Annotated in this window: 14 protein-coding genes and 1 riboswitch; of the genes, 1 reads left to right on the top strand and 13 read right to left on the bottom strand. The window is 43.7% G+C overall.

Annotation, left to right across the window (positions count from 1 at the left end):
- Positions 1 to 35: 35 nt before the first annotated feature.
- The 7 genes from OCV88_RS14800 to thiC all read right to left on the bottom strand — a co-directional run bounded on the left by OCV88_RS14800 (position 36) and on the right by thiC (position 5,890).
- A complete protein-coding gene (locus tag OCV88_RS14800; RefSeq protein WP_158426213.1) occupies positions 36 to 614 on the bottom strand; it encodes a thiamine phosphate synthase in 579 nt (192 codons plus the stop codon).
- Positions 607 to 1,818 (bottom strand): 2-iminoacetate synthase ThiH, encoded by a 1,212-nt coding sequence (thiH, locus tag OCV88_RS14795; protein ID WP_262591433.1) that lies wholly within the window; start codon positions 1,816 to 1,818, stop codon positions 607 to 609. The genes OCV88_RS14800 and thiH overlap by 8 nt, the downstream gene beginning before the upstream one ends.
- Positions 1,819 to 1,842: 24 nt before the next feature.
- Complete coding sequence (locus OCV88_RS14790; protein WP_158426211.1) at positions 1,843 to 2,616, bottom strand: thiazole synthase; 774 nt, start codon at positions 2,614 to 2,616, stop codon at positions 1,843 to 1,845.
- A gap of 85 nt (positions 2,617 to 2,701) precedes the next feature.
- The gene (gene thiF, locus OCV88_RS14785) at positions 2,702 to 3,379 is read right to left on the bottom strand and encodes a sulfur carrier protein ThiS adenylyltransferase ThiF (protein WP_262591431.1); all 678 of its coding nucleotides are present in this window, start codon (positions 3,377 to 3,379) and stop codon (positions 2,702 to 2,704) included.
- Positions 3,380 to 3,381: 2 nt separating this feature from the next.
- Positions 3,382 to 3,615, bottom strand: a complete 234-nt coding sequence (thiS, locus tag OCV88_RS14780; RefSeq protein ID WP_262591429.1) for a sulfur carrier protein ThiS — start codon at positions 3,613 to 3,615, stop codon at positions 3,382 to 3,384.
- A gap of 266 nt (positions 3,616 to 3,881) precedes the next feature.
- Positions 3,882 to 4,568, bottom strand: coding sequence for an HAD family hydrolase (locus tag OCV88_RS14775; protein ID WP_158426210.1), 687 nt, complete (start codon positions 4,566 to 4,568; stop codon positions 3,882 to 3,884).
- Positions 4,569 to 4,582: 14 nt separating this feature from the next.
- Positions 4,583 to 5,890: a phosphomethylpyrimidine synthase ThiC gene (gene thiC, locus OCV88_RS14770; RefSeq protein ID WP_262591427.1), complete on the bottom strand. Its 1,308-nt coding sequence runs from the start codon at positions 5,888 to 5,890 to the stop codon at positions 4,583 to 4,585.
- A gap of 89 nt (positions 5,891 to 5,979) precedes the next feature.
- Positions 5,980 to 6,083, bottom strand: a riboswitch (TPP riboswitch).
- Positions 6,084 to 6,180: 97 nt separating this feature from the next.
- On the opposite strand from thiC, the gene OCV88_RS14765 reads away from it, so the two are divergent.
- Positions 6,181 to 6,735, top strand: coding sequence for a DUF6512 family protein (locus tag OCV88_RS14765; RefSeq protein ID WP_158426209.1), 555 nt, complete (start codon positions 6,181 to 6,183; stop codon positions 6,733 to 6,735).
- Between the two features lie 72 nt (positions 6,736 to 6,807).
- On the opposite strand, the gene OCV88_RS14760 is transcribed toward OCV88_RS14765, so the two are convergent.
- From OCV88_RS14760 to epsC, 6 genes are all read right to left on the bottom strand, one after another.
- Positions 6,808 to 9,948, bottom strand: coding sequence for a peptidoglycan-binding protein (locus tag OCV88_RS14760; RefSeq protein WP_158426208.1), 3,141 nt, complete (start codon positions 9,946 to 9,948; stop codon positions 6,808 to 6,810).
- A gap of 218 nt (positions 9,949 to 10,166) precedes the next feature.
- Positions 10,167 to 10,769, bottom strand: a complete 603-nt coding sequence (sigH, locus tag OCV88_RS14755; RefSeq protein WP_158426207.1) for an RNA polymerase sporulation sigma factor SigH — start codon at positions 10,767 to 10,769, stop codon at positions 10,167 to 10,169.
- Between the two features lie 15 nt (positions 10,770 to 10,784).
- On the bottom strand, positions 10,785 to 11,528 hold the full coding sequence (gene rlmB, locus OCV88_RS14750; protein ID WP_158426206.1) for a 23S rRNA (guanosine(2251)-2'-O)-methyltransferase RlmB: 744 nt from the start codon (positions 11,526 to 11,528) through the stop codon (positions 10,785 to 10,787).
- A complete protein-coding gene (locus OCV88_RS14745; protein ID WP_158426205.1) occupies positions 11,525 to 11,962 on the bottom strand; it encodes a Mini-ribonuclease 3 in 438 nt (145 codons plus the stop codon). Before OCV88_RS14745 ends, rlmB begins: the two co-directional genes overlap by 4 nt.
- Positions 11,947 to 13,350, bottom strand: coding sequence for a cysteine--tRNA ligase (gene cysS / locus OCV88_RS14740; protein ID WP_158426204.1), 1,404 nt, complete (start codon positions 13,348 to 13,350; stop codon positions 11,947 to 11,949). The genes OCV88_RS14745 and cysS overlap by 16 nt, the downstream gene beginning before the upstream one ends.
- A complete protein-coding gene (gene epsC / locus OCV88_RS14735; protein WP_158426203.1) occupies positions 13,337 to 14,026 on the bottom strand; it encodes a serine O-acetyltransferase EpsC in 690 nt (229 codons plus the stop codon). The genes cysS and epsC overlap by 14 nt, the downstream gene beginning before the upstream one ends.
- Between the last annotated feature and the right edge of the window lie 193 nt (positions 14,027 to 14,219).

The raw sequence follows: 14,219 nt of genomic DNA, 5'->3' as shown, positions 1-14,219 counted from the left end.
TCATGCTGTATTTAGTCCGCCCTTAAATCTATCCTTTACAATCTCATCAGTTCAGACATCATACAAACCCCTGCCGCATCCGTCTGTAAGACCTGATGCATATTTTCCGGACAAATCCCTCCGATTCCGTATACAGGTACCTCTACAGTGTGACATATATTCTGCAAAAAATCAATCCCTCTGGCCGCAAGCCCCCTTTTGCAATCCGTCAAAAATACGTGCCCCGCCGTAAGATAATCAGCTCCCAGCCTGTGGGCATTCTCCGCCTGCTCTTTTGAGTGTACCGATACTCCAATCAATGTAAAATAACTTTTTTCAGACGCTGTTAAATGCTCAAGAATTGGAAGGGGCAGATGTACTTTGGTGCAGTTTAAATTTATGGAAGCCTTTATAAATGTATGAAGAATACATTCTGTACCGGCTTCCTTGCAGATTCCAAGCACTTGATCTGCCAGTTTTTCATACTCTGCTTCCTCCATATCCTTTTCACGCAGAATCAGTGCCTTGACACCCAAAGATGCAATCTTTTTTATCTGCTCCAGAAAATCATTGCTGCAAAGCTTTCGGTTTGTCACAGCAATTACTTTTTCCCATTCAATCTTTTCCTTACACATAGATATAATCACTCATAACCGGCTGCAGGCCAAGGGCTGTAATTGCCTGATACATTTCCTCATAGTTTCTGCCGTCATCAATCTCAAACTGATCGTCGCCCTGTTTCGTCTCTTTGGTGTGCCCGCCAATTCCAGTATCCACACCGGCCGAAACTTTTGTGGCACATATCTTCATCAGATTATCTCTCACCCGGATACATTCTCTAGACGATACAACAATCTGAGCAAAAGGCATTAACAGCCGGTATGCACATACCATCTGCAAAAGCTGTGTTTCATGCACATCCATAGGATTGATTTTGTCATTATTAACAATGGGTCTTAAACGCGGACAAGAAAAACCAATCTCTGCATGGGGATATTTCTGTTGAATATAATATGCATGCATACCGGTTGCATATGCATCCTTTCTAAAATCATCCAGTCCCAGCAGCGCCGCAAAGGTTACCCCCCGCATTCCTCCCATCAATGCTCTCTCCTGGGCATTCAGCCGATATGGGAAAATCCGTTTATGTCCTGCCAGATGAAGGGTTTCATACTTATCAGAATTATAGGTTTCCTGAAACACGGTAATATAATCGGCCCCGCACTGATGCAGATAGGCATATTCATCGGCATTCATTGGATAAACCTCCAGTCCGATCACCCGGAAATACTTCCTGGCCAGCAAAACAGCCTGGCCAAGATACTTTATATCAGCCATAGAACGGCTTTCACCTACCAGCAGCAAGATTTCTTCCAAACCGGTATCCGCGATGGCCTTTAACTCTCTTTCTATGCCCTCCGGATCAAGGCGGGCCCGCTCAATTTTGTTATGGCGGTTAAATCCGCAATAGATACAAAAATTTTCACAGTAATTGGACAAATACAACGGCGTCATCATGTATCTATTACTGCCGAAATATTTTCTTGTTTCCTGCTGAGCACGCACTGCTAGTTCCTCCAAAAAGGATTCTGCCGCCGGTGAAAGAAGCGCGGCAAAATCCTCCGGTGAGATGTGCTCTTTGTTAAGAGCCCTTTGTACATCTTCGGCTGTATACATATTATAATTATAGTTTTCCATGGCCAAAATTGTTTTTTCCTGAATATTTGAATCAATGACCTGCATATCAGGAAGATACGTCATATGGTCAATTCTTTTATCTTTCATCCGCTCCCGGATTTCATCTGTTACAATACTCTCGTTTATTTTATTCTCTGACATGATCCTGTTCTCCTGCCTGTGTTTCTAATCCCGTAAAAAGCCTGTCAGCGGAGAAGATGCAGACGCTCCCCTCTCCATCACTCTCCCGGTCCCTGACAGATAAGCCTTCCGGCCTGCTAAAACCGCATCTTTAAAGGCCTCAGCCATAGCCGGAATATCCCCGGCTGTGGCAATTGCAGTATTTGCCATCACAGCCGCCGCCCCCATCTCCATTGCTTCACATGCCTGAGACGGACGTCCGATACCGGCATCCACAATTACAGGCAGGTCAATCTCATCAATAAGAATCTGTATAAATTCTCTGGTACAAAGCCCCTTATTCGATCCGATGGGCGCCGCCAGCGGCATCACAGACGCAGCTCCGGCAGATTTTAAATCCCTGGCCGTATTCAAATCCGGATACATATAAGGCATAACAATAAATCCTTCCTTTGCAAGAATCTCTGTTGCCCTTACAGTTTCCTGATTATCGGGAAGCAGATATTTGGAATCTCTCATAATCTCAATTTTCACAAAGTCCCCACAGCCAAGCTCTCTAGAAAGCCGTGCAATGCGCACCGCTTCCTGGGCATTCCTTGCCCCGGATGTATTTGGAAGCAGGGTAACATTCTTTGGGATATAGTCAAGAATATTTGCCATCCCCCCCTGATTTGCACGTCTTAGAGCCAGGGTAATCATCTCCGCTTTCGCCTGTTCCACCGCAGCCCGGATCAGCTCCAGTGAATATTTACCGGACCCCAGAATAAATCTTGACTCAAATTCATGTCCGCCTAATACTAACTTATCATTTTTTTCCATACTTAAAGTCCCTCATCTTCCCTTTTATAATAATACCAGCCATTATGTTTCCGGTCCTTTTGTGACACTCATTTTATTTCTCTTCTTAAGCTTCCGTTTGTTTCTTTCTCTTATCCAAAATCAGTTCTATGGCCTGATTAGCAGCATGACCTGCACAGATACTGACTCTGGTGGAAAAAAGTGTCCCTTCCGTTTCCACACCAGCTTCCTCATCTCCGCACAAATAAAAATTTCTGCTTACTTTTCTTGTCCTGATCTTATTTCCATCGCTGTATCCTGCCATACCAGAGCATGCAATCAGCTGCTTTTCAGGGAAAAGCTCTAACACTCCATTTACCAGCATTGCCTTGGCCTCAGGCTGATCAAAGGCTTCAATAATAATGTCCGCATCTACAAATAACTCACAAATATTTTCTTCACTTACTACCACCTCTGAGGTCCGGATATCTAAAAACGGATTAACTTCCAATATCAGAGACTTTAATGCCTCCACTTTAGGCATTCCAATATGTCTCATAAAATACTGTTGTCTGTGAAGATTTCCAAGTTCCACCTTGTCAAAATCAATAAGATGTATATGGCCGATGCCAGCTCTAGCCAGTGACAGTGCCGTATGAGACCCCATGCCTCCTGCCCCTGCCACTGCAACCTTCGCCTGATACAGCCGTTCCTGTGCCTCCACTCCATGGCGGCTTTTAAGCACACGGTCAATTTCTTTTTGGATCCGTTCCATCCCATCTGAAATGCTCTCTGCCAGACTCATTATCAGCCTCCTCCCACAAAACTTACAACTTCAATCACATCCCCTGCATGAACCAGTGTCTGATTGTACTTTGACTTTGGCAGGATTTCTCCGTTTACTTCTACTGCAATCCTGTCCATCTGAAATTTTTCTTTTTCCAGCATAGTTAAAACACTCTGATTATGATACTCTTCCTTTTCAACACCATTTAGTCTCATATTTTTCCGAAACTCCTTTCCATCAACAAATTTTTTCAAGTCTCGCTCTCGCAAGACTGTGTGCACGATTTGGGTCAGCTTTGCTGACATAATTCCCAGTGCAGGCATCCACCACAAATGAATGCCTGACCACTCCGTTCCAGAGGCACTCTCAGCCTTTGCGGACATTTTCTGTAAATAAAAATGCAGAGTATCCATGAAGCCTACACCCGCGGTGGTGTACCCCTTCATGAATGCTCTGCATCCAATCTGTCCGCTATTATAACACAGTCATTTTTATACTGTCAATTTTATCTTATGCTGCCCTATACCAGTTCCAGAAAAGACTGGATCCGGATATCTGCATACTGTTGTAAAACTGCCTCCTGCTTCCCGGCAGAAGAATCAAATACGGAACACACGGTACACCCGGAGAGCTTTGCGCCTTTTACGGCAAAGGGAGCGTCCTCAAAAACCAGCGTTTTTTGAGGTATACTCCCCATCTGTCTGATGGTGTGAAGATAAATATCCGGTGTGGTTTTTCCCATTCCCAGTTCCCCGCAGGTATATATTTTTTCAAAGGGAAGAAAATGCTCCAGTCCATGGCGGGCCGCTGCCGCTTCCACACACGGCCGGCCTGTGGTTGTAAGAATACACATTTTTTTCCCTGCCTCAGCCGCCTTTTGTACAAATGCCAAAGCCCCTGGCTTTAATGCCAGTTCCAGCCGGTATTTTTGGTCAGCCATCTGATAAATATCCTCCAGATACTCATCTAATGTTTTTTTCAGTCCAAGTTCCCGGATATAAAACGCTCCGCTTTGTTCTAGTGTCATAGATATCAGCCGTTCTTCCAGATCCTGTGGAGGCATTATTCCCTGAGATATGAGATAATCCGTTCCAATATGCTCCCACATAGGCATGGAATCCAGCAGTGTACCGTCAAAATCAAAAATCAGCAGCTCTTTTTCCATCCAAAGCTTTGCAAGTTCTTCCTTTTTCAGATATTCTCTCATTTTTCCAATCCTGCCTACTCATCAAAAATGCTGACAATCTCACCGTCCAGTATTCTGTTAGTATTTTTAACCGCACAGAAATTGCCGCACATAGAGCAGGTATCTTCTTTTTCCGGTTTAGCCTCTTCTCTGTAGCGTCTGGCCTTTTTAGGATCAATGGCAAGCTCAAACATAGCTTCCCAGTCCAGTTTTTTTCTTGCCTGATCCATTTTGTGATCCCAATCCATGGCGCCTTTCACTCCTTTTGCAATATCGGCAGCATGAGCAGCTATTTTAGTTGCGATAATTCCTTCCTTTACGTCATCTACATTAGGCAGACGCAGGTGCTCCGCAGGCGTTACATAACAAAGGAAAGACGCTCCTGCTGCCGCTGCAATAGCTCCTCCGATAGCAGACGTAATATGATCATACCCCGGCGCGATATCAGTTACAATGGGACCTAATACATAAAACGGTGCCCCTTTACAGATTGTCTTCTGAATTTCCATATTGGCGGCAATCTGATTCATCGGCATATGCCCAGGACCTTCAATCATAACCTGTACATCTTTTTCCCATGCCCGTCTTGTCAGTTCTCCAAGAGTTACCAGCTCTTCGATCTGGGCGATATCCGTCCCATCTTCCAGACACCCCGGACGGCAGGCATCTCCAAGACTCATGGTCACATCATACTGCCTGCAGATATCAAGTACTTCATCATAGTACTCATAAAAAGGATTTTCCTGTCCGGTCATTTCCATCCAGGCAAACATAATAGAACCGCCTCTGGATACAATATTCATCAACCGTTTATTTTCTTTAAAACGCTGTGCAGTATGCCGGTTTAAACCACAGTGAATGGTCATAAAATCCACGCCGTCTTCTGCATGCATCCGTACAATATCAAGCCACTCCTGGGCAGTAATCTCTTTCAGGGCCTTATGATAATATACAACTGCATCATAAATGGGTACTGTGCCGATCACCGCCGGACATTCTCTGGTGAGACGCTGTCTGAACACTCTTGTATCTCCATAGGAACTCAAATCCATAATAGATTCCGCCCCCATATCCACAGCTCTTTTTACTTTTTCCATTTCCATATCCATATCTTTACAATCTCTGGAAATTCCAAGATTCACATTGATTTTTGTGCGGAGCATGGAACCAATTCCATAGGGGGTAATACTCGTATGTTTCTTATTACAGGGAATACAGATCTGTCCTTTCGCCACAAACTGCAGCAGCTGCTGCTCCTCCATCTGTTCATATGCAGCCACAGCCTTCATTTCCTTTGTCACAATCCCCTGCCGGGCAGCATCCATTTGCGTTGTGTAAGTCATAATTACTCCTCTCTTGATGAAAAAAAGAGACATCTCCTGTCTGGAAATGCCTCTGCAGCTCTAATATCAAAATCTCAACTGTTATTCAGTCCGTTTCTCATATATCTTCCTACGCCAGTATTATCCGTATCAGGTTATATGGGTTGAAACCTTGGTTTCTCTCAGCCTGTTTTGGGCACCCCAGATATATTTGCTATGTAATTTTTATTAATTATACGGGAATATTCCGCAAAAATCAAGTTCTAATCTGCATACCTTATGCATACACTATGTCATAGGAGGTTATCACCATGAAAAAATCTATAAAGCATTATACTATTTTCGGCATTCTATTTTCATTAATTCTTGGAACTTTACTCCACTTTATTTTTCAGTGGACAGGCCAGGCCCCGGCGGCAGGATTTTTCAGCGCTGTTAATGAATCTACCTGGGAGCATCTAAAGCTTCTGTTTTATCCGTGCTTTTTATTCTTTCTTTTTGAACACTTTAAAACCAGAGCGGATTTCACAGGCCTTTTCACCTGCCGTATTATTGGACTGATGCTTGGACTCCTTGTTATTGTCGCCGGATTTTATACTTACAGCGGTATCATCGGACGAAGTTTCCTGGTCATTGATATCCTGCTGTTCGCCGCCGGAGTGTTAACTGCTTACCTGTGGAGTACCAAAAATTACCTGGCCCGAACTTACAGTAAAACAAATTCCCTGCCGATTGTATGCCTCTTATTTGTTTTTTTGTTTCTTTTTATTCTTTTTACTTACCTGCCGCCCCATATTGCACTTTTTATGGATCCGGTATCCTTTACTTACGGAATCCCTTCCCCGCTTCTTACCGGGCTGGTTTAACAAATACTAGCAAAAAGAAGGCAGAACCGCTGTTTAGAAAAACGGGTTCTGCCTTCTTTCCTGTTTTTTTGACTATTTAATAACCGATTTCATCTTTGCAAGAGATTTTGATCCAAAAATTCCATCTGCCGATAATTTGTATTTTTTCTGGAATGTTTTCACTGCGTTTTTCGTTCCAGAGCCATAGATTCCATCTACAGTAAGCTTGCTATTGCAAACTTTATTCAGACAAGTCTGCAGCCATTTTACATCATTTCCACGGCTTCCTGTATTCAACAGTCTAGTGGGCGCTGAATAGGGGTTTTTCCAGGTACTGCTGCTGGCAGAGCCGCTTCCTGAAGAAGAACTTCCAGAACTGCCGGAAGCAGAACTTGCTGTGGCAACCAGTGTTTTCATTTTAGCAAGAGATTTGGATCCAAAAATTCCGTCTGCCGATAATTTGTATTTTTTCTGGAATGTTTTTACTGCATTTTTCGTACCGGATCCATAGATCCCATCTACAGTAAGCTTCGTCCCACAGATTTTATTTAAAGATGTCTGCAGCCATTTTACATCATTTCCGCGGCTCCCTGTATTCAGCAGTCTGGTGGGTGCTGAATAAGGATTCTTCCAGGTACTGCTTCCTGAAGAAGAACTCGTACCTGCCGTCTTAGAAGTAGTAATCTTAACATTGGATACATACTGTCCGTAAACAGTCAGTTTCGAATCTGTCCGGTATGCTTTCGCTGTATAGTAATATGTGGTTCCCGCTTTCGCTGTTTTATCCGTATAGCTTACGGTGCTTCCTGACTTGATGGTTGTCAGAAGCTCCCAGGAACCGCTGGCTGTCTTCCGGTATACACGGTATCCGCTGGCATTGCTTACTTTGCTCCATTTTACTGTATTCTGGCCATTTTTTGTACTGACAGATACAGAGGGTTTGGATTTCTGCACATTTAACAGCGTTGTCATTTTATTTCTAGAATTTGTTCCAAAAATTCCGTCAGAGGACAGTCCTGTTTTCTTCTGGAAATCTGCCACTGCCGTTTTTGTATCGGAACCATATGTTCCGTCCACGCTGATCTTTGTTCCAAGTACTGTATTTAATGCTGTCTGAAGCCATTTTACATCATTTCCCTGGCTTCCGGACTTTAATGTACGTGTCGGCACCGGATAGGAGGTTCCCTGATTAGAAGAAGAACTCTCTGATTTTTTCGATGTAGTTATTTTCACATTGGACACATACTGACCATTGACAGTCAGGCTGGATGTTGTCCGGTATGCCTTGGCTGTATAATAATATGTGGTTCCTTCTTTTGCTGTCTTATCCGTATAGCTTACGGTACTTAACGACTTGATCGTTGTCAGAAGCTCCCAGGAGCCGCTGGCTGTCTTCCGGTATACCTTATAACCAGTTGCATCTCCTACCTTACTCCACTTTACAGTATTGGTTCCTTTACTGGTGCTGACAGATACCGATGGCTTTGAACTCTGCACATCCAGCATCGCTGTCATTTCATTTCTGGAATTTGTTCCAAAAATTCCGTCAGAAGACAGACCCGTCTTTTTCTGAAAATCTGCCACTGCAGTTTTCGTACCGGATCCGTATTCCCCGTCTACATCCAAACTTTTACCCAGCACTTTATTCAGGGCAGTCTGAAGCCATTTCACGTCATTTCCCTGGCTTCCGGACTTTAACGTACGTGTCGGCACCGGATAAGAAGTATTTCCGTTATTATTATCCCCGGTGTTAGTGTTATCAGAGCCGCCGGTGCCTGAGGACGAACCCGGTTTATAATCCCGGCCGGCGCCCATAATCTTTTCCATTACAGCATCAATGGTATTGGTCCCCGCAAGGCCGTCTGCTGTCTGTTTCGAATCTTCCTGAAATTTCTTAACCGCCGCTATGGTTTCCGTATCGTATTTTCCGTTTACGGTAAGATCCGCTCCACAATATTCGTTTAATGCCCACTGCAGCCATTTTGTGCCGGTCTGATTGGAGGATGACAGTGTCTTATATGGTATCTGGGAATCCTTTGACTGGCAGTAAGTCCATCCCAGTCCGGACGCATAGCCATATACTCTGGCCCTTCTGGATCTGAAATCCATCTTTCCGCTGTCCCAGTAGCCCAAAACACTATCCGTCATAGATGCTATATGTAATTCATTCAGAGTAATCGCAGAATAGCTTCCCACAAGATTGTAGGCTCTCGCCGCACACCTAGAAGCACCTCCGCTGCCTCCCTGATTTTGCAGATCCGCATAGTATACCAGCGCAGACGCATTGCGGATACCTCTTTCAATACCACTATTTACATACACTGCAATACAGGACCGTTCAATATCATCCTGTACTTTGATACTCTGAGAAGTATTTAACAGCGCCTTTATCTTAGAAGCCTCGGAGTCTGTAAGCACTCTGTTGTTCCAGTTTGTGTTCACATTCATTGCTTCCTTATACAGGCTGTCCCCTAACAGTCTGCGTCCGTCATCTTTATCCTGCATAATAATTTCACGCAGAACAGCCAGGGCATTCTGTCCATGCCACTGAAGCTTTCCAATAGACAGTGCCTTGACATCCTTTTTGGTAACAGTTGTGTAGGTTCCCTCATTTAGTGAAATAATGCCCAGAGCCTCATCCACTACATCTGACGCATTGACATTAGAAGGAGACAGCTTTACACTATCGTTTGGTTTTACATAATTATAAGAACCACTGTATTCGGTATAAGCTCTTTCCTCAGCGGAAAAAGCTGCAGCTTTTGCCCTTGTATCCCCATTGGGTTCAACAATTTCTTCTGTAATTTCCGCATCTTTAAGATCACTGGCATCTTCCATGGAACCTTCTGCATCCGGACTTTTTTCGTTTTCCGTCTCTGCCTCAGAGTCCCCTTCCTCATCTGAGCTGTCTTCTGTATCCCCAGCCGGTTCCTGCTGTTTTTCATCTTCATCTGTATCCGGTTCTTCCGGCTGCTGAGATTCCGGAGTCTGCTCCCCGGCTCCATCTGCAGTTTCATCTGCATTGTCTTTATTTTCAGTATCCTTCTGGTCTGACTGTACAGTATCATTTTTATCTTCTGCTGAAGCTTCCGAAGACTGCTGCTCCTCTGCTTTTACATTTTCCGCTCCACTCTGCTGTGTAACGGCCTCCGGCGCCGCAGCTGCAACTTCTCCGGAAATCATTGTGCCAACAATGGTAATTGCCATCAATTGACATAATAACTTTTTCTTCATGCTTTCACCTCATAATCTATCCCGATTTTCATAATTGTCCCAGTTACCGCTATTTTAAATTAACATAATTCGATTATAAAGGACACTTATGTAAATTACAAGCCATTTTTCCCTGTCTTTCTTCAGGAATCAGGGAAATATAAAAGGAATTTACTGTTTTTTTACAATTTCAACAATAAATCCCTGATTACTTTTTTTCAATGGAAACAATTTCCATCTTAAAAACCCGCTATTTTATTTTTAATGCGCTGCATGGCGTTATCAATTGATTTCTCCGGCTTTCCAAACTTGTGTGCAATCTGCCGGTAGTTCATTCCCTTCAGATATTCCTCCAGCACTTCCCGTTCCAGGGTACTTAAACATTCAGAAATTTTCTGCAGCAGCATATCCAGATTTTCCTGATGAATCAACATATTTTCCGGATTTTCATCCTGATCCTCAAGCTCCACATTCCAAAGCTGTACCTCCCGCTCCTCTGCTTCCGCAGGAAATAGTGAAATATAGGAATTTAACGGTCCATGTTTTTTCCTGGCGGCAGTCTCTACCGCCGAATAAATCTGCCTTGTAATGCAAAGCTCTGCAAAGCCAAAAAAGTTTCCGCCTTTTTCTTCATCATAGTCACGTATTGCCTTAAATAAACCAATCATTCCCTCCTGAATCAGATCATCGGTATCTCCGCCAAGCAAAAACATGGCATTCGCTTTTTTTCTGACCAGGTTTTTATACTTTTCAAGCAGATAATCCATTACATCAGATTCTCCGGCTTTTAACCGTATAAGCAGCTGTTCATCCGCCTGATCTTGGTATTTGTCTTTGTCCATATTTGCTCTTTCCACTTATTTTTGAAGACGCTGCCTTACAATTTCATAAGCCAGCACACCGGCAGCTACCGAAGCATTCAGAGAATCAATTTCTCCCCGCATTGGAACCGAAGTAATAAAGTCACAATTTTCTTTTACAAGTTTGCTGACGCCCTCACCTTCATTTCCAATCACAAGGCCAATTGGACCTGTGAGATTCTGGCTGTACATAACCTCGCCGTTCATATCCGCGCAGACAAACCAAAGCCCCTTCTCTTTTAGTTCCTTCATTGTGGCGGTCAAATTGGTAACCTTGGCCACAGGCGTATAATTCAGCGCCCCTGCAGATGTTTTTGCAACAACTGCTGTCAGTCCGGCTGCCCGCCGTTTGGGTATAATAACCCCGTGGGCGCCTGCCAGATTGGCAGTACGTATAATTGCTCCAAGATTATGGGGATCTTCAATTCCATCCAGCAGAATTAAGAACGGCGGCTCCCCTTTTTCCTCAGCCATTTTCAGCATATCATCCACCAAAGCATATTCATAAGCTGCTGCTTTTGCAATCACTCCCTGATGCTTCCTGGTCTCTGACAGCTGGTCTAAGCGTTCTCTAGAAACAAACTGAATAATCGTATCATGCTTTCTGGCCTCCCGTGTAATTGTCTTCACAGGCCCGTCCTGGCAGCCGTCTAGCACAAACAATTTATCAATGGTTTTTCCGGAACGAAACGCTTCTAGTACCGCATTTCTTCCTTCAATTGTCAATTCTTCGTATCTCATATGATATCCTCATTTAATCCTTTCAATCCCGCCTGGACCAGACAAAGGAGCCGGTCCATCTGATCTGTCAGATACAGATACCCCATCAAAGCTTCAAATCCCGTTGCCCTGCGGTAGTCTCCCATAGTTGCATTTTTTGCCATTGTAGGAGACTTTGCATTTCTTCCTCTTTTGTATACTGCCTCTTCTTTTGCTGTAAGCATGGGCAGCATTCTCTCAAGCATGACAGACTGCGAATGAGCCTTCACCAGATGACTGGTATGCTGGTGCAGCTGGCTTGCCCTTGTGTTCCCCTGTCCCACAACAATGGTCCTTATCACCAGATCATAGATTCCATCCCCAATAAAAGCCAGCGTCAGAGGGGAATAAGTCCGGATGTCTACATCCGGAATCTGAAATTTATTCCTAATATATGAATCTATACCCTTTTCCATGTAACTCCTTCCCTGGTATCTTTTAAAATAATTCCCATATTCTGCAGCTGATCACGAATCTCATCTGCTCTCTGGAAATTTTTATCCTTTCTTGCCTGCTGACGTTCCTCAATAAGTGCCTCAATGTCTCCATCTAAAATCTCTGTTTCCTGCTCCACAATAATTCCCAGAACATCACACAGCTGAAAAAGTCTTTGATATAATGCATCCACATATGCTTTGCTGCTTGACTCACCGGTATTTGTATTGATGAATTTTACCAGTTCAAACACCGCAGCGATGGCATCTGCCGTATTAAAATCATCTTCCATGGCAGCTTCATATTTCTTCACATATGCATCCGTGTTTTTTAAAGCTTCTGCTTCCTCTGCGGCCATATTCCCGCTTCCTTTTTCGGCCAGATACTTTAACTTTTCTGCCGCAGTGCGGATACGCTCAAGACCGCTTTTTGCAGCTTCCATCAAATCTGCACTGAAATTCAGCGGACTTCTGTAGTGGGCGGACAGCATAAAGAAACGCAGAACCTGCAGATCATATTTCTCACTGATCTCTCTTACCGTGAAAAAGTTCCCCAAAGACTTAGACATTTTCTTATTATCAATATTTAAAAAGGCATTGTGCATCCAGTATTTTGAAAACTCCGTTCCATTGGCAGCCTCACTCTGAGCAATTTCATTTTCATGATGAGGAAATACAAGATCTTCTCCTCCCGCATGAATATCAATTTCATCACCCAGATATTTTTTAGACATTACAGAACACTCAATATGCCAGCCCGGACGCCCCTGACACCAGGGAGATTCCCAGTACGGTTCCCCATCCTTTTTAGGTTTCCAGAGCACAAAATCCAGCGCATCTTCTTTCAGATCTCCGGTAACCTTAATATCTCTGTGCCCCGCCTGAAGATCATCAATATTTTTATGAGATAACTTTCCATATTCCCGGAATTTCCTTGTACGATAATACACAGTTCCGTCAGACGCAGCATAGGCATACCCTTTTTCAATCAGGCGGGAGATCATCTCAAGCATTCCTGGAATCTCTTCCGTTGCCAGTGGATGGGTTGTAGCTGGTTTTACATTCATGGCCTTCATATCTTTTTTGCATTCTTCAATGTAACGCTTTGCTACTTCCTCTGCAGGAATCCCTTCCTCTATAGACTGTTTAATAATTTTATCATCCACGTCTGTAAAATTGGAAACATAATTCACATCATATCCTTTATATTCCAGATAACGGCGTACCGTATCGAAAACAATCATTGGACGTGCATTTCCGATATGGATATAATTGTATACCGTAGGTCCGCAGACATACATTTTAACCTCTCCCTCTTTAAGAGGCACGAACTCTTCCTTCTGTTTTGACAGTGTATTATAAACTTTCATTTTCTTCTCTCCTTTTCAATTCGTTCACTTCCCGCTCAAGCTCTGACAAGCGGCTGCATAACTCTGTATTGACACACTGAAGATTCAGAATATCTTCCATGGTAGGATCCGGCAGATGAATCTGATCCATACTGTCCTGAGGATGACAAACCTTTTCATTATCCTGCTTTACAATTCTTCCAGGAACCCCTACAACTGTACAGTTTGGCGGCACTTCTTTAATTACCACGGCCCCGGCTCCGATTTTAGAATTTTCTCCAATGGTAAATGAACCTATGATTTTAGCGCCGGCGCTTACCATGACATTATCACACAGTGTGGGATGGCGCTTTCCGGTCTCTTTCCCTGTACCTCCCAGAGTTACTCCCTGGTACAGGGTTACATTATCCCCTATGATAGACGTCTCTCCGATAATAACGCCGCTTCCGTGGTCGATAAACAGGCCTTTTCCAATCTGGGCTCCGGGATGAATCTCAATACCGGTTCTTCTAGCAGCCCTCTGTGAAATCAGGCGGGCCCTGAAAAAATGTCCCTTTAAATATTGTTTATGCGCTCTTCTGTAACTTAGCATAACCCGGAATGCCGGATATAAAAACACTTCCATTGTAGATTTAATAGCAGGATCACGGTCTTTAATTACCTGAATCTCTTCCTTCACAAACTGTATAAATCCCATATTATCACTTCTTTCACTAAAATTATTTCCTGTGGATATCCTATAAACAAGAATGTGCAAAGCACATTCTCCGCCTGCGGCGGGGCGCTTTTGCGACATGACTCCATTCCGCCGCAGTGCGTTCCACAGCGGAGCGTTTTTTACTCTATAGGAATCGGTACTTTTCAACTTTATCACAACACAGTATTTCCTA

This window comes from Brotonthovivens ammoniilytica (genome assembly GCF_025566885.1).
Classification (GTDB): Bacteria; Bacillota; Clostridia; order Lachnospirales; family Lachnospiraceae; genus Brotonthovivens; species Brotonthovivens ammoniilytica.
This window is presented reverse-complemented; position numbering and strand designations above follow the sequence as displayed.

Coding starts and splice junctions, on each gene's coding strand:
- OCV88_RS14800 (WP_158426213.1), bottom strand. CDS start 614: ATGTGTAAGGAAAAGATTGAATGGGAAAAAGTAATTGCTGTGACAAAC.
- thiH (WP_262591433.1), bottom strand. CDS start 1,818: ATGTCAGAGAATAAAATAAACGAGAGTATTGTAACAGATGAAATCCGG.
- OCV88_RS14790 (WP_158426211.1), bottom strand. CDS start 2,616: ATGGAAAAAAATGATAAGTTAGTATTAGGCGGACATGAATTTGAGTCA.
- thiF (WP_262591431.1), bottom strand. CDS start 3,379: ATGAGTCTGGCAGAGAGCATTTCAGATGGGATGGAACGGATCCAAAAA.
- OCV88_RS14775 (WP_158426210.1), bottom strand. CDS start 4,568: ATGAGAGAATATCTGAAAAAGGAAGAACTTGCAAAGCTTTGGATGGAA.
- thiC (WP_262591427.1), bottom strand. CDS start 5,890: ATGACTTACACAACGCAAATGGATGCTGCCCGGCAGGGGATTGTGACA.
- OCV88_RS14765 (WP_158426209.1), top strand. CDS start 6,181: ATGAAAAAATCTATAAAGCATTATACTATTTTCGGCATTCTATTTTCA.
- OCV88_RS14760 (WP_158426208.1), bottom strand. CDS start 9,948: ATGAAGAAAAAGTTATTATGTCAATTGATGGCAATTACCATTGTTGGC.
- sigH (WP_158426207.1), bottom strand. CDS start 10,769: ATGGACAAAGACAAATACCAAGATCAGGCGGATGAACAGCTGCTTATA.
- rlmB (WP_158426206.1), bottom strand. CDS start 11,528: ATGAGATACGAAGAATTGACAATTGAAGGAAGAAATGCGGTACTAGAA.
- OCV88_RS14745 (WP_158426205.1), bottom strand. CDS start 11,962: ATGGAAAAGGGTATAGATTCATATATTAGGAATAAATTTCAGATTCCG.
- cysS (WP_158426204.1), bottom strand. CDS start 13,350: ATGAAAGTTTATAATACACTGTCAAAACAGAAGGAAGAGTTCGTGCCT.
- epsC (WP_158426203.1), bottom strand. CDS start 14,026: ATGGGATTTATACAGTTTGTGAAGGAAGAGATTCAGGTAATTAAAGAC.